Origin of the sequence: Micromonospora sp. DT233 (assembly GCF_049841815.1) — a bacterium.
Taxonomy (GTDB): domain Bacteria; phylum Actinomycetota; class Actinomycetes; order Mycobacteriales; family Micromonosporaceae; genus Micromonospora.
Genome location: NZ_JBNCLB010000001.1, coordinates 514,652 through 530,008, shown reverse-complemented (window position 1 = coordinate 530,008; position 15,357 = coordinate 514,652). Strand labels below are relative to the sequence as shown.

General features: G+C 75.1%; 17 protein-coding genes. 10 read left to right on the top strand and 7 right to left on the bottom strand.

The window, feature by feature from the left end; translation table 11 throughout:
• The first annotated feature begins 8 nt into the window (after positions 1–8).
• Both ACLQ2V_RS02525 and ACLQ2V_RS02520 read left to right on the top strand, forming a co-directional pair.
• A complete protein-coding gene (locus tag ACLQ2V_RS02525) occupies positions 9–953 on the top strand; it encodes a Ppx/GppA phosphatase family protein (RefSeq protein WP_425716674.1) in 945 nt (314 codons plus the stop codon).
• A gap of 74 nt (positions 954–1,027) precedes the next feature.
• Positions 1,028–1,834: a sugar phosphate isomerase/epimerase family protein gene (locus ACLQ2V_RS02520; protein ID WP_425716673.1), complete on the top strand. Its 807-nt coding sequence runs from the start codon at positions 1,028–1,030 to the stop codon at positions 1,832–1,834.
• 42 nt (positions 1,835–1,876) lie between these two features.
• Here the strand turns inward: ACLQ2V_RS02520 and ACLQ2V_RS02515 are convergent, their stop codons facing one another.
• The 3 genes from ACLQ2V_RS02515 to ACLQ2V_RS02505 are packed head-to-tail and all read right to left on the bottom strand — an operon-like array spanning position 1,877 to position 3,906.
• Positions 1,877–2,440, bottom strand: a complete 564-nt coding sequence (locus ACLQ2V_RS02515) for a CGNR zinc finger domain-containing protein (protein WP_425716672.1) — start codon at positions 2,438–2,440, stop codon at positions 1,877–1,879.
• 19 nt (positions 2,441–2,459) lie between these two features.
• A complete protein-coding gene (locus ACLQ2V_RS02510) occupies positions 2,460–3,626 on the bottom strand; it encodes a glutathionylspermidine synthase family protein (protein ID WP_425716671.1) in 1,167 nt (388 codons plus the stop codon).
• Between the two features lies 1 nt (position 3,627).
• Positions 3,628–3,906 carry a hypothetical protein gene (locus tag ACLQ2V_RS02505; protein ID WP_425716670.1) on the bottom strand — a complete coding sequence of 93 codons (279 nt, stop codon included), beginning with the start codon at positions 3,904–3,906 and terminating at the stop codon, positions 3,628–3,630.
• A gap of 167 nt (positions 3,907–4,073) precedes the next feature.
• Here ACLQ2V_RS02505 and ACLQ2V_RS02500 point away from each other — a divergent pair, with 167 nt between their 5' ends.
• Positions 4,074–4,994, top strand: coding sequence for a proline dehydrogenase family protein (locus ACLQ2V_RS02500; RefSeq protein ID WP_425716669.1), 921 nt, complete (start codon positions 4,074–4,076; stop codon positions 4,992–4,994).
• Between the two features lies 1 nt (position 4,995).
• Here the strand turns inward: ACLQ2V_RS02500 and ACLQ2V_RS02495 are convergent, their stop codons facing one another.
• A complete protein-coding gene (locus ACLQ2V_RS02495) occupies positions 4,996–5,400 on the bottom strand; it encodes a VOC family protein (RefSeq protein ID WP_425716668.1) in 405 nt (134 codons plus the stop codon).
• Between the two features lie 135 nt (positions 5,401–5,535).
• Here ACLQ2V_RS02495 and ACLQ2V_RS02490 point away from each other — a divergent pair, with 135 nt between their 5' ends.
• From ACLQ2V_RS02490 to ACLQ2V_RS02470, 5 genes are all read left to right on the top strand, one after another.
• Positions 5,536–6,822, top strand: coding sequence for a hypothetical protein (locus ACLQ2V_RS02490; protein ID WP_425716667.1), 1,287 nt, complete (start codon positions 5,536–5,538; stop codon positions 6,820–6,822).
• 448 nt (positions 6,823–7,270) lie between these two features.
• Positions 7,271–7,480, top strand: a complete 210-nt coding sequence (locus ACLQ2V_RS02485) for a helix-turn-helix domain-containing protein (RefSeq protein WP_425716666.1) — start codon at positions 7,271–7,273, stop codon at positions 7,478–7,480.
• 230 nt (positions 7,481–7,710) lie between these two features.
• Positions 7,711–7,812 carry a 30S ribosomal protein bS22 gene (locus ACLQ2V_RS02480; protein WP_007465623.1) on the top strand — a complete coding sequence of 34 codons (102 nt, stop codon included), beginning with the start codon at positions 7,711–7,713 and terminating at the stop codon, positions 7,810–7,812.
• A gap of 117 nt (positions 7,813–7,929) precedes the next feature.
• Complete coding sequence (locus ACLQ2V_RS02475) at positions 7,930–9,003, top strand: NAD-dependent epimerase/dehydratase family protein (RefSeq protein WP_425716665.1); 1,074 nt, start codon at positions 7,930–7,932, stop codon at positions 9,001–9,003.
• Between the two features lie 56 nt (positions 9,004–9,059).
• Positions 9,060–9,932, top strand: a complete 873-nt coding sequence (locus ACLQ2V_RS02470; RefSeq protein ID WP_425716988.1) for a lysophospholipid acyltransferase family protein — start codon at positions 9,060–9,062, stop codon at positions 9,930–9,932.
• Between the two features lie 55 nt (positions 9,933–9,987).
• Here the strand turns inward: ACLQ2V_RS02470 and ACLQ2V_RS02465 are convergent, their stop codons facing one another.
• The 3 genes from ACLQ2V_RS02465 to ACLQ2V_RS02455 form a co-directional block, all read right to left on the bottom strand.
• Positions 9,988–10,863, bottom strand: coding sequence for an HAD family hydrolase (locus tag ACLQ2V_RS02465; protein ID WP_425716664.1), 876 nt, complete (start codon positions 10,861–10,863; stop codon positions 9,988–9,990).
• Between the two features lie 191 nt (positions 10,864–11,054).
• Positions 11,055–11,948, bottom strand: a complete 894-nt coding sequence (locus tag ACLQ2V_RS02460) for a DUF5667 domain-containing protein (RefSeq protein ID WP_425716663.1) — start codon at positions 11,946–11,948, stop codon at positions 11,055–11,057.
• A gap of 342 nt (positions 11,949–12,290) precedes the next feature.
• Complete coding sequence (locus ACLQ2V_RS02455; RefSeq protein WP_425716987.1) at positions 12,291–13,145, bottom strand: ECF subfamily RNA polymerase sigma factor, BldN family; 855 nt, start codon at positions 13,143–13,145, stop codon at positions 12,291–12,293.
• A gap of 1,122 nt (positions 13,146–14,267) precedes the next feature.
• On the opposite strand from ACLQ2V_RS02455, the gene ACLQ2V_RS02450 reads away from it, so the two are divergent.
• Both ACLQ2V_RS02450 and ACLQ2V_RS02445 read left to right on the top strand, forming a co-directional pair.
• Positions 14,268–14,522 carry a glutaredoxin family protein gene (locus ACLQ2V_RS02450; RefSeq protein WP_425716662.1) on the top strand — a complete coding sequence of 85 codons (255 nt, stop codon included), beginning with the start codon at positions 14,268–14,270 and terminating at the stop codon, positions 14,520–14,522.
• 67 nt (positions 14,523–14,589) lie between these two features.
• Positions 14,590–15,237, top strand: a complete 648-nt coding sequence (locus ACLQ2V_RS02445; protein ID WP_425716661.1) for an HAD family hydrolase — start codon at positions 14,590–14,592, stop codon at positions 15,235–15,237.
• Positions 15,238–15,357 lie beyond the last annotated feature (120 nt).

Genomic DNA, 15,357 nt, shown 5'->3' with positions numbered 1-15,357 from the left:
TCGTCAGCATGCGAATGGGAGTCCTCGACGTGGGGTCCAACACCGTGCACCTGCTGGTGGTCGACGCCCACCGGGGGGCGCACCCCTGGCCCGCGCACTCGGAGAAGGTGGTGCTGCGCCTCGTCGAGCAGATCGGCCCCGACGGCGCGCTCACCGAGGCCGGGGCGGACGGGCTGGTCGAGGCCGTCGGGAGGGCCCGCGCCGCCGCCACCGGGCTCGACGCCGCCGACCTGATCGCGTTCGCCACCAGCGCCGTCCGCGACGCCACCAACGCGGCCGAGGTGCTGGCCCGGGTCCGCGACGCCACCGGCGTACGGCTGGAGGTGCTCTCCGGCGACGACGAGGCGCGGCTGACGTTCCTCGCGGTGCGGCGGTGGTTCGGCTGGTCCGCCGGCCGGCTGCTGGCGCTGGACATCGGCGGCGGTTCGCTGGAGATCGCCGCCGGCATCGACGAGTACCCGGACGTCGCGATCTCCCTCCCGCTCGGCGCGGGCCGGCTGACCCGCGACCGGCTGCGCGTCGACCCGGACAGCGCCGCCCCGCCGTCCGCCGAGGCCGTGGAGGAGCTGCGGGAGTACGTCGACGGGCTGCTCGACCCGGTGGTGCGGCGGATGGCCGAGGTGGGCTGGGAGCGCCCGGTGGCCACCTCGAAGACGTTCCGCACCCTGGCCCGGCTGGCCGGGGCGGCCCCCTCCGGCGCGGGCCTGTGGGCCCGCCGCAGCCTGACCCGCGACGGCCTGCGGCAGGTCCTCGGCTTCGTCCGGCACATCCCGCCCCGGGAGCTCTCCGCGCTGGAGGGCGTCGGCGCCGGGCGGTCGCACCAGTTGCTGGCCGGGGCGGTGGTGGCCGAGGCGGTGCTGCGCCGCCTCGACGTGCCGGCGTTGGACATCTGCCCGTGGGCGCTGCGCGAGGGCGTCATCCTGCGCCGGCTGGATCAGCTCTCGCCGATGTGACTTCCCCGGCCGGTCACGAAGTCGGCGAGCGCGCGTCACGCTGCCGCAACGTCGACCGGGCTACGCTGGCTGATGTGACTTCCCGCGTCCCGGTGCTCCTGTCGACTTCCTCGGTCTTCCCCGAGCGGACCGCGGCGGCTTTCCAACTGGCGGCGGAGCTCGGCTACGACGGCATCGAGGTGATGGTCTGGACCGACGCCGTCAGCCAGGACGCCGGCGCGCTGCAGGGCCTGGCGAAGCACTACGGCGTGCCGGTGCTCTCCGTCCACGCGCCCTGCCTGCTGGTCACCCAGCGGGTCTGGTCGCCCGACCCGTGGGAGCGGCTGCGCCGCGCCGCCGAGCTGGCCGAGACCCTGGGGGCGCCGACCGTCGTGCTGCACCCGCCGTTCACCTGGCAGCGCGACTACGCCCGCAACTTCGCCGACGGGGTCGCCACCATCTCCGACCGCTTCACCGGCCTGCGCATCGCCGTGGAGAACATGTACCCGGTGCGGATGGCCGGCCGGCAGTTCGTCCCGTACCTGCCGGGTTGGGACCCGACCGAGACCGGCTACCCGTCCTACACGCTGGACCTGTCGCACTGCGCCGCGTCGCACACCGACTCGCTGGAGATGGCCGACCGGATGGGCGCGGGCCTGGCCCACGTGCACCTCGGCGACGGCACCGGCGAGGGGCGCGACGAGCACCTGGTGCCGGGGCGCGGCACCCAGCCCTGCGCGGAGCTGCTCCGCTCGCTGGCCGGGCGGGGCTTCACCGGCTCGGTCGCCGTGGAGGTCACCACACGGGGGGCGAAGAGCCGCGCCGTGCGCGAGGCCGACCTGCGCGAGGCCCTGGCGTTCGCCCGCGCCCACCTCACCGCCCCGTCCCCGGTCGACGCCTGAGGCGTCCCGTCCCCGGGCCCCGCCCGACGACTCCTCGGGCGGTCAGCTCACCGGGGTGAGCGCCCCGGCGGTGACCTGCTCGCCGAGCGCCGCGCGCTTGCGGGCCCGGTGCGCGGCCACGTGCGAGCGGGTCGCGCAGCGCTCCGAGCAGAACCGCCGGCAGCAGTTCGACGAGGTGTCCAGGTAGACGTTGCCGCAGCGCTCGTCGGCGCAGACGCCGAACCGGGCGCTGCCGTACTCGCAGAGCCAGACCGACAGCCCCCACACCGCGCCGGCCAGGAACTCCGCGCTCACCGACGCGCCCCGGCTGGTGACGTGCATGTGCCAGTCGCCGAAGTCGTGCCCGGAGATGCGCGGCTGGACCGGGTACGCCTCCAGCAGCGCGTTCAGCTCGGCCACCGCCTGGGCGTCGCGCCCCGAGGTGCCGTACTCGAAGATGTCGCGCAGGCGCTTGCGCGCCCGCCGGAAGATCGCCAGGTCCCGCTCCGCGACCTCGTCGCGCATCCAGGCGTTGTCGTCGGGGAAGAGGGCCCGCAGGTCGTCGAGGTCGTCCAGGCGGGCGTTGACGAGGTCAACCCCGGTCCGGGCGTACGCTTCGAAGTTCACGCCCCCAACCGTAGACGACTCAGGACAGGCGCGGCGTGTCGATGTAGTGCGGCAGGAACCTGGCGTAGTTGTCGGTGATCAGGCTGGCGCTCTCCCGGATGCCGGCGCCCGCCGGCTGCCCGTCGACGATCCAGCTGCCCAGCACCATGTGGTTGCCGTCGAAGCAGGGCAGGGCCCGGAACTCCTGGTAGCAGAAGCCCTCCTCCCCGTAGTCACTCGGGTTGGTGATCTCCCCGGCCGCGGTGACGATCCGCACCGAGCCGCCCTCGCGGCCCAGCAGCGGCTTAGCCACGTACTCGGTCATGCCGCGCGGCGAGTCCAGGTACGCCGGCAGCAGGTACTCGTGACCCGGGTAGAGCTCCCAGAGCACGGCCAGCAGCGCCTTGTTGGACAGCAGCAGCTTCCAGGCCGGCTCGATCCAGGTGGTCGGGGTGCCCGGCTCCAGCGCCAGCGGCCCGTACGGCTCGGCCAGCATCCACTCCCACGGGTAGAGCTTGAAGCAGGTGGTGACCGGCCGGTCGGCGGCGTCGACGAAGCGCCGGCCGTCCCAGCCGATGTCCTGGATCGGCATCAGCTCGGCGGCGAGCCCCGCCTGCCGGGCGGTCTCGGCCAGGTACCCGGCGGTGATCTGGTCCTCGCCCGACTCCTCCTCGGCCGACCAGGCTACGTGCACCTGCCGGTCGTGCAGCCCCGCACCGATCCTGGCCCAGGCGGCGACGAGGCGCTCGTGCAGGCTGTTCCACTGGTCCGCCTCGGGGCGGGTCTCCTCCAACCAGAACCACTGCACGATGCTCGCCTCGACCAGCGAGGTGGGGGTGTCGGCGTTGTACTCCAGCAGCTTCGGCGGCCAGGTGCCGTCGTAGCAGAGGTCGAAGCGGCCGTAGAGGCTCGGCGGGCCCTCCCGCAGCGACCGGGCCACCGCCTCGGCCGCCCACGCCGGGATGCCGAAGTCGGCGTACCGGCCGGTGGTCACGACGTGCTCGGCGGCGGCGACGCACATCGCGTGCAGCTCGGCGGTCGCCCCCTCCAGCCGGAGCACCTCCTCCAGCCCGAAGACGTACGCGGCGGTCTCGTCCCAGTACGACACCGTCCCGCCGTCGGGCAGCTCGGTGTCGACGTACACCAGGCCCTGCGAGCGGACGGTGGCGTCCCAGTCCGGTCGCGGGGTGGCCGCCTCGCGCCGCACGTCAGCCCCCGCAGGAGGCGAGGTGGGTGCCGAAGCCGCCGCGCGCCGGCACGATGCTGGCGGCCGGCCGGGGCTCGGTGCGCAGAGGGACGGCCGTCGCCGGCGTGCGCGCCGCCAGCGCCACGGTGGTCACCCCGTCGGCCGGGCCCATCGCGCAGTCGTCGTCATCGTCGTCGTCGGAGGAGGACGTGTTGCAGCCGGTGAGGGCGAGCGCGAGGGCGGTCAGCGCGCCGAGCTGCACGGTGGCCGACCGGAGCCGGCGGCGGGGGCGTTTTTCCACGAGCATCGTTGTAGCCGATCCGCGCCACGTCGACACCCCCGGGTAGGGGCGTCGACGTCGCCGACGACGGTGCTGCGGGGGTCCCACGCGGCACCGTCGCCCGTCGCGGTGGGCGGGGGTGCTCGCTGCCGGCGTCGCGTCGTGGGGCGTGGCGTTACGCTCGCCTCATGCTCCGTTCCGTCATCCTCGCCGCCTCCCGGTCACCCCGCATCGAGCGGCTCGTAGAGACGGCCCCGTACACCCGGGACGTCGTCCGCCGGTTCGTCGCCGGCTCCGGCACCGACGACGCGTTGCGCGCGACCCGCGCACTCGTCGCCGACGGCCTGGCGGTCACCCTCGACAACCTCGGCGAGGACACCGTCACCGCGGCGCAGGCCACCGCCACCCGCGACGAGTACGTGCGGCTGCTCGGCCTGCTACGCGACGCCGGGCTCACCCCCGCCGCCGAGGTCAGCGTGAAGCTCTCCGCCCTGGGTCAGCGCTTCGACGAGCAACTGGCGTACGACAGCGCGCGGGCGATCTGTGCGGCGGCCGAGGAGGCCGGCACCACGGTCACCCTGGACATGGAGGACCACGAGACCACCGACTCGACGCTGGACACCCTGGCCCGGCTGCGCAAGGACTTCCCGGCCACCGGGGCGGTGCTCCAGGCGTACCTGCGGCGCACCGAGTCGGACTGCCGCGAGCTGGCGTACGCCGGGTCGCGGGTGCGGCTGTGCAAGGGGGCCTACAAGGAGCCGGAGTCGGTGGCGTACCAGTCGGCCCTCGAGGTGGACAAGTCCTACGTGCGCTGCCTGAACATCCTGATGGCCGGCGCCGGTTACCCGATGCTGGCCACCCACGACCCGCGCCTGATCGCCATCGGCGCGGACCGGGCCCGCTGGTTCGACCGCGACCCGGACCGCTTCGAGTTCCAGATGCTCTACGGCATCCGCCCGGAGGAGCAGACCCGGCTGGTCGGCGAGGGCCACACCGTGCGGGTGTACCTGCCGTACGGCACCGACTGGTACGCCTACCTGATGCGCCGGCTCGCCGAGCGCCCCACCAACCTGGCGTTCTTCGGCCGGGCCCTGGTCACCAAGAAGTGACTCAGCCGTTCGACCAGGCCCGGGTGCTCAGCACCAGTCGGTAGCCGTCCGGGTCGGCGAACGTCATCCCCCAGCGGTCCCAGTACGGGCCGGCGGCGACCCTGGTCCCGCCGGCCCGTACCAGTCTCGTCACCGTCTCGTCGGGCAGCGGCCCGTCGAGGTAGAGCACGAGCAGGTCCTCCGCCGTCGGGGTGGGTGTCACGGTCAGCCCGGCCCCGCCGACCAGCTCCAGGTGCCAGCTCGCGTCCGGCCAGCCCAGCATCACCAGGTCGTGCTCGCCCGGCCCGCCGGCCGTCGCGCGGTACAGCACGCGCAGGCCGAGCCCGTCGGTCCAGAAGCGTTCCGCCGCGGCGAGGTCCAGGCTGGGACGGGCGATGCGGACGTGTGCTCGTTGCGCGAGTTCCATGCGGGAGATCCTGCGACCTCGACCGGGCTTCAGGTCAAGGCCGAAGTGCGGGCCACGGTCGTCGATCCGGGTCGTCACCCCGGGCGGCCGTGGCGACGCTCGCCGGAACGCCCCGCAGGTCGTAACCTTCGCCGGGTGACCGACGAGCAGGACGGCCTGGCCGGCTGGGGCGAGCCGTGGCGTCGCCGGCCCCGGCCACTGTGGGCCGCCCTCGGCGTGCTCCTGCTCGCCTGCGGCCTGCCGGTCGCGCTGCTGGCCGACGGCCGCCCGGCGGCGATCGACCGGCCTGGCACGCCCTCGGCCGACCCGGCGACCCTGGCGGCGCGGCAGCTCGGCGAGCGGATCGGCGCCCAGCTCGACCGCCAGGCCGCCGCCCTGCTCGGCGGCGACCGGGCCGGCTTCCTCGCCGTCGCCGAGCCGGCCGCCCACCCCGCACTGGCCCGCCGGTACGCGGCCCTGCGGGCGCTGCGGGTCACCGTCTGGCGGCCCGAGCAGGTCGGCCAGCCGACGGGGCTGCCCGGCCGGCCCGACGAGTCGCGGCTGGTGGTCCGCTTCCAGCACTGCTTCGTGGTGCCCGACTGCCGGCCGAGCCCCGTGCTGATCGGCACCCGGTGGCGGGACGTCGCCGGCACGCCCCGCCTGGTCGCCGTCGAGGAGTCCCAGTCCGCCGAGACCGGCACCCGGCCGTGGGAGGCCAGCGAGCTGGTGGCCGCCGTCGGCCCGCGTACCGTCGTGGCCACCACCCCGGCGCTGCGCGGGAAGCTGCCCGGCCTGCTGCGCAAGGCCGAGGCGGCGGCCCGGGTCGCCGACGCCTACGCCCTCGCCGGGGGCCCGCCCGACCGGTACCGGGTCTTCTACGCCGGCCGCGCCGAGTGGCTGAGCTGGTACGGCGGCGGCCGGCCCGCCTGGACCGGCGGGTACGCCGTCACCGTCGGCGGCGGCCACCACGAGGTGGTGCTCAACGCGGCGGGACTCGCCGCGACCGGCGTCGACGACCTGCTGCGCCACGAGCTGACCCACGCCGCGTCGCTGCCCGAGGCCGGCTACCCGGGCACGTCGACGTGGTGGCTGGTCGAGGGGATCGCCGAGTACGCGGGCACCGGCGCGGTCTCGCCCGGCCGCTACGAGGGGCTGGCCGAGGTGCGCAAGATGCTCGCCTCCGGCGGCTGGGACGGCCGGCTGGAGGCGCTGGCGCCGGCCGAGGACGCCTCCGCCGCGCGGGTCGGCGGGAGCTACGGCGTCGGCTACCTGGCGGTGCGGCACCTCGTGGACCGCTTCGGCGAGGAGCGGCTGCGCGCCTTCGTCAAGGCGGTGGTGCACGACCGGCGGCCCCCGGACGAGGCGTCCGGGCAGGTGTTCGGCGAGCCGTGGCCGGCGCTGCACGACGAGTGCGTCGCGTACGCCCGCTCGGCGGCCGGCTGACCGCGCCGCCGGCGTTCATGATCGACCGCTGTCGGGGCTGCCGGGCGGGCCTGCGACACTAGGCGCGCTCCCAGCGCGGAGCCCTGGTCGGCGTCCGGAAGCGGGCCAGGGCACCCGTCCGGTGGCTCCGGTGGCGCCGTCGGAGCCACCGGACGCCTTCCGCCCCGCGCCCAGGCCGCGCCCAGGCCGCGCCGCGCGCAGGCCCCGCGCAGGCCGCGCGGCCCGCGCGGGTGGGCCGTGGCACCCGCCGTCCGCGCTCTCGCCGCCCGGCTGGCCGCAGCCGCGCGCCGGGCCGGGAAAACGCCCCTCCGGTCATGATCAGTTGCAGGAAGGGATCGCGCCGGTCACAGCCGTCCCGCTACCGTACTGGTAACACGCGCGTAGCCCGCCGGGGCGGGACCATCCGCCTCCGGCGGCACGCGCCGGGGCATGGGATGGGCGGTGAGCCATGGCCGGGTCACAGTCCGACGGACGGCTGTCGGAGGTCAGGTTCCTCACCGTCGCCGAGGTGGCGGCGGTGATGCGGGTGTCCAAGATGACGGTCTACCGGCTCGTGCACAGCGGCGAGTTGACCGCCGTGCGGGTCGGCCGGTCGTTCCGGGTGCCCGAGCACGCGGTGCACGAATACCTCCGGGGCGCCTTCCAGGAGACCGCCTGACCGCCGGGCGACCGCGCCCGGCCCCCGGCCGGATGCGACGTAACGGGCACCGGCGGGGGCGCGTTGGCCCTGCTGAGCCTCTGCGGCTACCCTGGACCGGTCCGTGACCGCACATCGGTGCGCCCGCCGCCCGCCAGCTGGTCCGGTTCGTTGTCCGCAAGCGGTCCACGACGCCACCGTGTGGCGTCACCCGGTCCGCCCCGCACGTTGCATCGAAAGGCTGTCGTCGTATGGGCTCGGTGGTCAAGAAGCGCCGCAAGCGCATGGCTAAGAAGAAGCACCGCAAGCTGCTGCGCAAGACCCGCGTCCAGCGTCGCCGTCTCGGCAAGTGACCGGTGCCGGGCCCAGCCCGGCGCTCCTCGCTTGCCAACAGTCGACTCTCGGAGGCTCAAGGTGATCAGGCCGCGGTCGACCCGGCTCGATCTCCCCTGCCGCACCAGGCGCGCGACATGACCCCCGGAGGCACCCCAGGTGCCCCGGGGGTGGTCGTCGTAACCGGGGTCAACCGCTACCTCGGCGCCCACGTCGCGGCCCGCCTCGCCGCCGACACCCGCATCGAACGGGTGATCGGCGTCGACCCCGCCGCCCCCAGCGCCGAGCTGGACGGCCTGCTCGACCGGGTCGAGCGGGTCCGGCTGGACCTCGACTCCCTCGGCGGCCTCCTCGCCGACCTCGACGTCGACGCCGTGGTGCACCTGGCCCTCGCCAGCGCCCCCGACCCGCAGCAGGGTGGGCGCTCGGGGATGAAGGAACAGAACGTCATCGGCACCATGCAGCTCCTCGCCGCCTGCCAGCGTGCCCCCCGGCTGCGCAAGCTCGTGGTGCGCTCGTCGACCGCCGCCTACGGGGCGTCGTTCCGCGACCCGGCCGTCTTCACCGAGGAGACCGAGCCGCGCGAGGTGCCGCGCGGCGGTTTCGGCCGCGACATCCTCGACATCGAGGGGTACGTCCGAGGTTTCCGGCGCCGCCGCCCCGACGTCACCGCCACCGTGCTGCGCTTCGCGCCGTTCATCGGCTCCACCGCCGACACCACCCTCACCCGCTACTTCTCCCAGCCCTTCGTGCCCACCGTCTTCGGGCGCGACCCCCGGTTGCAGTTCGTGCACTTCGACGACGCGCTGGAGGTGCTGCACCGGTCGGTGGCCGAGGAGCACCCGGGGACGTACAACGTGGCGGGGCCGGGGGTGCTCTCGCTCTCCCAGGCGATCCGCCGGGCCGGCCGGGTGGGCGTGCCGGTGCTCGAGCCGGGCCTCTCCGGGGCCGCCGCGCTGGCCCGCAACCTCGGCTTCGGCCGGTACGGCCTGGACCAGGTCGACCTCTTCGTGCACGGCCGGGTCGTCGACACCGCCGCCCTGGAACGGGAGTACGGCTTCACGCCCCGCTCCACCGTCGCCGCGTTCGACGACTTCATCCGCGCCCACCAGGGCGGCGTGGTGCTCTCCCGGGAGCAGCTCGCCGTGGCGGAGCAGGCCGTCCTCGACGGCATCCGGCAGGTGCGCGCGGCCGTGCGGGAGCGATCGTGACCGGGCCGGAGGCGGAGCGCGAGCGCGCCGACGGCCGGCGCGACGTGCCGCCCGAGGTGGCCGGGTCGGCGGTGCCGGACGGGCCCGCCGACGTGTGGGACCGCCGGGTCGCCTCCGGGCTGGCGTTCCTGCGCCGGCGGCTCTCCGGCGACTACCGGGTCGACGAGTTCGGCTTCGACCCGGAGCTGACCGAGTCGGTCTTCCATCCGCTGCTGCGGCTGCTCTACCGCGACTGGTTCCGCACCGAGGTCACCGGCCTGGAGCACGTGCCGGCGGACGGGCCGGGGCTGGTCGTCGGCAACCACTCCGGCACGGTGGCCCTCGACGCGCTGATCCTCGCCGCGGCCCTGCACGACGAGCACCCGGCCCACCGCTACCTGCGGCTGCTCGGCGCGGACCTGGTGTTCCGGATGCCGGTGGTCTCCGAGCTGGCCCGCAAGACCGGCGGCACCGTCGCCTGCAACCCGGACGCCGAGCGGCTGCTCGGCAACGGCGAGCTGGTCGGCGTCTTCCCCGAGGGCTTCAAGGGCGTCGGAAAGCTCTACTCCGACCGCTACAAGCTGCAACGTTTCGGCCGGGGCGGCTTCGTCTCGGCGGCGCTGCGCACCGGCACCCCGATCGTGCCGGTGGCGATCGTGGGCGGCGAGGAGATCTATCCGATGCTCGCCGACATCAAGCCCCTGGCGCGGCTGCTCAAGCTGCCATACTTCCCGGTCACCCCGACGTTCCCCTGGCTGGGCCCGCTGGGGATGGTGCCGCTGCCGAGCAAGTGGCTGATCGAGTTCTGCCCGCCGATCCCGACCGCCCACCTCACCGACTCGGCCGACGACCCGTTGGTGGTGTTCAACCTGGCCGACCAGGTGCGGGAGACGATCCAGCACACCCTGCACAGCCTGTTGGAACGCCGACCCGACCCGTTCGGCCCCTGACCGTCGTCGCCGCTGGCGCGTGGCCGGGCCCGGCTGCGGGACCGCCGGGTGGCCGTCAGGCGGAGCGGCGACGCCGGTGCAGTGCCAGCCCGGCGCCGGCCGCGCCGGCCAGCAGCCCCGCCGCCGCCGTCGACGGCACGGCGATCCTGGCCGCCCGGCGGCCGGTGCGGAAGTCCCGCACCTCCCAGCCCTGCTGCCGCGCCTGCCGCAGCAGGAGGGCGTCCGGGTTGATCGCCACCGCCCGCCCGACCGTGGAGAGCATCGGCAGGTCGTTCGCGGAGTCGCTGTAGGCGGAGCAGCGGGACAGCTCGAGCCCCTCGACGGCGGCGAGCTGGGCCACCGCGTCGGCCTTCGCGGCCCCGTGCATCAGGTCGCCGACCAACCGCCCCGTGTACGCCCCGTCGAGCACCTCGGCCACCGTGCCGATCGCCCCGGTCAGGCCCAGCCGGGCCGCGATGACCCGGCCGATCTCCACGGGCGCGGCGCTGACCAGCCAGACCCGTTCGCCCGCGTCGAGGTGGCGCTGCGCGAGGTGGCGGGTGCCGCCCCAGATCCGGGGGGCCATCAGCTCGTCGAAGATCTCCTCGGCCAGCCGTTCCACGTCCTCGACCCGCCAGCCCTCGACGAACGCCAGCGCGGCCTCCTTGGCCTGCGACATGTCGCCGGCGTGCTCGGTGGCGAGCACCCGGAAGCGCAACTGCTGCCAGCCGAACCGGATCAGGTCCCCGGTGGTGAGGTAGTTGCGGGCGGCGAGGCCGCGGGCGAACCAGTAGATCGATGCGCCCTGCATCATCGTGTTGTCCACGTCGAAGAAGGCCGCGGCGGCCGGGTCGGGGAGGACCGGGGTGCCGGCGGCGGCGCCGCTCTCCGCCCAGCCGGCGGTGTGCCCGTGGCGGTCGGTGCTGACCGTCGTCCTGCGGGTGCGGGCCATGGGACCTCCCTAGCTCGACGACCCCGACGCGTGCCTTACGTCAGTGAGCGTAGCCAGGCGGGAGGGCCACCCGGCCGGGGTAGGGAAAAGTGTGGTGCGCTGCTCGTCTCCCCGGCCAGGGCGCGCCCGCTGTGCGGCGGGCACGGTGCTGAATCGCTGGGTGGCCGGCGGGGCGCGGGAACGCCGATGGATCAGCGGTTGCCGGGACAGGCCCTGGGGATCGGGCCGAGCGTGTCGGTGCCGGTGGAGGCGGGTGGGCCGCAGGCACCGGCCGCGCGCAGGGCGTCGGAGCGCTTGCGGATCGCGTCGAGCAGGGCGGTCGACCGGCGGACCCGGTCCCGCTCCGCCCGGGTGGCCCCGTCGAGCAGGGCGTCGACCGCCCGGCGCTGCTCGACGACGAAGGTGTTCACGGCGTCCAGGCCGGCCGGGTCGGCGTGCTGGGTGGCGGCGGTGGTGAGCAGGCGCACCCCGCGGCGGGTGTCGGAGTCCATGTCGTCGAGGACGGCGGCGAAGCCGAGCCGGTCCCCACGCAGGGTGGCGGCCTCGTCGACCCGGATGCGGGCGAAGTTGAGGAAGAGCTGACCCCGGCTGATGTCCGAGTTGGTCAGGGCGAGCTGGGCGCGTTCCGTGTGGCGCTTCATGCCGTACAGGGCGTCGCCCGGCACCGCGTTCTCGCTGGCGGTGGAGATGCCGGAGACGGCGATGGCGCCGGCGGCGATCCCGACCAGGATGGCACCCCGGGCGCGGGCCCGGCGGGCGGTCGCCGCCGGCAGGAACGGGCCGCGCGGGCCGGTGGCGACGGGGCCTCGGTGGCCGAGCGGCGCGGAGTCGGTCGATGCGCTGGAGGTGTCGCCGATGCCCTCCCGCTCGGCCGTGGCGACGAGGACCGCCCGCAGGTCGGTGCGGAAGCCGGTGTCGATGTGAACGGGCGGGGGATCGGCACCGAGCTGCCGGCTGACCGCGACGAGCGCGGCGAGCTGGTCGTCGGCCCGGGACCGGACGTGGTGACGGGGGCCGCCGTTGGCCTCGTCGAGGAGCTGCGCGAAGCGCTTGGCGCGCCGGCGGGAGAAGGGGTCGCCGTTCACCGCAGGCACCTCCTATCGCTGGTCGCGGCCGGCCGGCCGCTGTCGTCACCCGCGACCGATGGCAGCACGAGCCGACGTGACGGGTTGGTCGTCGCCGGCCGCGCTGTCCGGGCCGTGGGGCCCGAGGACGCCGGGGCAACCACCGGTCGCACTCGGTGAAACGCTCCGCGCCGGGCACGGGTTACGGGGCCGGCGGGAGCGAAACCGCAAAGGATGACACCTGTCACTGTGGTGAGCGTCGATCACCGCCGCCGGTGGGAGGGATTCGTCCCCACCGGGGCGTCGTGCGGGGCCCTGCCCCGCCGGTGTCGTGTCGGGCCGTACCCGCTCGGGGCGGTGGGCTCAGGGTTGGAAGCCTTCGGGCAGCAGCCGGGCCAGGGCCCGGACCGCCCGGTACTGCAACGCCTTGATCGCGCCCTCGTTCTTGCCCATCGCGCGGGCCGTCTCGGCGACCGAGAACCCCTGGAGGAACCGCAGCACGATGCACTCCTGCTGCTCGGGGTTGAGCTGCTTGACGGCGGTGAGCAGGGCGACGTTGGTGATGTGCTCGACGACGGCGGCCTCCGGGCTGCCCTCCGGCCCACGGTCCTCCCGGTCGGCGTCCAGCACGTCGCCGGTGGTGACCTCCAGCCGGTAGCGGCCGGACTTGAAGTGGTCGGCGACCAGGTTCCGGGCGATCGTGACCAGCCACGCCCCGAGGTCACGGCCCTGCCAGGTGAAGCTGCCGATCCGCTTGAGGGCGCGCAGGAACGTGTCGGAGGTGAGGTCCTCGGCGAGTTGCCGGTTGCCGACCCGGAAGTAGACGAAGCGGAAGACGGTGTCCACGTACCGGTCGTAGATCAGGCCGAAGGCCTCCGCCTCGCCGGCCTGGGCGCGCTCGATCAGCGCCCAGACCTCGGTGGCTGGGTCGGAGGGGTCGGGCCGGCTCGGGTAGCCGGTCGGCGGGCCCCCGGTCGGCCCGTCCGGCGCTGCCCCGGAGACCGCCGGCAGCACCGCCGTCTCGGACGTCGACGGATCACCCGTCGGCGGCGTGTCGCCGCTGCGCCGGCCCTGGGCCGGCATGGTCGGCCGGGCCGGCGAGGCCAGCCGGCCGCCGTTGCCGCCGGGCGGGGCCGGGCGGGGCGGCGCCTCGTTGTGGTGCGAGCGGTTGCGCAGGCGTCTGGACGCCGAGTCGACGCGTTGGGGAAGACCCCACAGGCCGGCCGCCGAGCCCCGGGCAGCACCCAGCCGTTCGTTGAGGGCGGCCTGGGCCGCCGCCAGCCCAACCGGTTGCTCTGCGTAGCCGAATGTGGTCACCGTGCCTCCCCGGTCCGGTCCCACGCCGACCGCCGGGACGCCGCCGGACGGACGGGGTCCCACGGCGGGGGCAGGGCTCTTCCGGGACATGCCGACGGGCGGCAGATCCCCTTGAGGTGCTGGTCCAATGCGCTAACAGGCACGGGGGCCTCCTCGGGCCGAGGGGTGTCAAACTCACGGCAAATGGGGTGAGTCGACCCGAGTGATAATAGGGCCAACGTCACCCGCGCGTGGCAAGTCAGTTACACAGAGCGGAAGTATTGTCCGCTCCCCACACCCCCGCCGGACCGGTTGTCCGTCGCGGCCGGTTGACTTTCGACCGGCGGGCTGTTCCGGATGGAAGAGCAGGTCACCGCCCCTTCTGCCGGGCGTTCGAGGGGGCCGCCCGGCGGGGGCCGGCACCCCGCGCCCCGGCCGCCTCGGCCGGCCCCGAGCGGTCGCCGGGGCGACGGCTCGGGCGTGGCCCGGCGGCGGGCGGCCGGGCCGGGCACTGCCATCATGCGGGACGCCTGCGACAGTTCCCCGGCGGACCACGCCGACCGGCTCCGCCGGGGTGGCGGCCGAGCGCGGCGAGGGCCCCGCGCGGCGTCGGCGGGGACGACCCGGACCCGGTCCGGACTGACGCGGCGGCACCGTGCCGAGCCCCGCGCGCACCCTCGGCTGTCACCCTGCGTGACCGAGGGGAGTCCGGGGCGGGGCCGGTCGCTGCGGCCGGTCCCACCTCCGCCCGCACCGGGCGGCGGGGCCCGCCGCGCATCCGCGGGTGGCGGAGTCGGCGGTACCGGGCGTGTCGCACCCCCGCTCCGGGGGAGACTGGGCGGGCGTGCGGCCGGGGCGCGCGGTGACCGAGGGCGGGGCTGCTCGCCCGCTGCGCCCGTAACCTGGCCCGGTCCGAGTGCGCCACCGCCGTCGAGTTCGTCGCCGCGCTGCTGTACTTACCTGGCGATCGGCAAGGTACGCAAGACCCAGCTCAGGTCGGTGCCGTCCCGGCGGCGTCGACCGACACCCGCACGGAGGTCCCCGATGTCCAGTGACGCCCGGCTCGCCCTGATCGTCCGCCCCGGCTGCCACCTCTGCGAGGACGCCAAGGCGGCGCTCGACCGGGTGGTGGCGGTCACCGGGGACCGTTGGATCGAGCGGGACGTGACCGGCGACGTCGAGCTGGAACGCGAGTACGGCGACCGGCTGCCGGTGGTGCTGCTCGACGGCAAGGAGCACGGCTACTGGCGGGTGGAGGAGGAGCGGCTGGTGCGGGACCTGACCACCCCGCAGCTCTGAGGCGCGCCGGCGGGAGGGCGGGAGTCCGTGCTTCGCGCGGGCCGGCGCTGCGCCCTATCGTGCGGGGATGACCCCTACGCGAGCCCATCTGGTGTGGGACTGGAACGGCACCCTGCTCAACGACCTCGACCTGGTGATCACGGCCACCAACGCCGTCTTCACCAGCCTGGGCGGGCCGACGGTCAGCGTGGACGAGCACCGGGTGCGGTTCCGCCGCCCGATCGCCGACTACTACGCCGAGGTGCTCGGCCGGGTCGTCGACGACGAGGCGTTCGGCGAGCTGGACCGGATCTTCCACGACGCGTACCGCAGCGGCCTCACCACCTGCGCGCTGGCCGACGACGCGGCGGCGGCGATGGCGGCCTGGCCGGGCAGCCAGTCGCTGCTGTCGATGTGGTTCCACGACGAGCTGGTGCCCGCCGTGCACACCTACGGGCTGGCCGACCGGTTCGCCCGGGTGGACGGGCTGCGCGCCACGGTCGGCGGGGGCCGCAAGGCCGAGTCGCTCGCCGCCCACCTGGCCGAGCTGGGGGTGCCGGGCCACGAGGTGGTGCTGATCGGGGACTCGATCGACGACGCGGAGGCCGCCGAGTCGGTCGGCGGCCGGGCCGTGCTCTACAGCGGCGGCTTCACCGACGAGGCCCGGTTGCGGGCGTCCGGTCACCCGGTGGCGGACTCGCTCACCGAGGCGGTCACCCTCGCGGCCACCCTGTGACGCCCCGGCCGTCCGGTGCCGCCGGTTCCGTCGGTCGGTCGGGTGCGGGGCGGTTCGGGTCCGGGGCGGCTCGGGTGCCGGGGGTGGTCGGCCGCGCCGCACCGTCGGGTTCACCGGGCG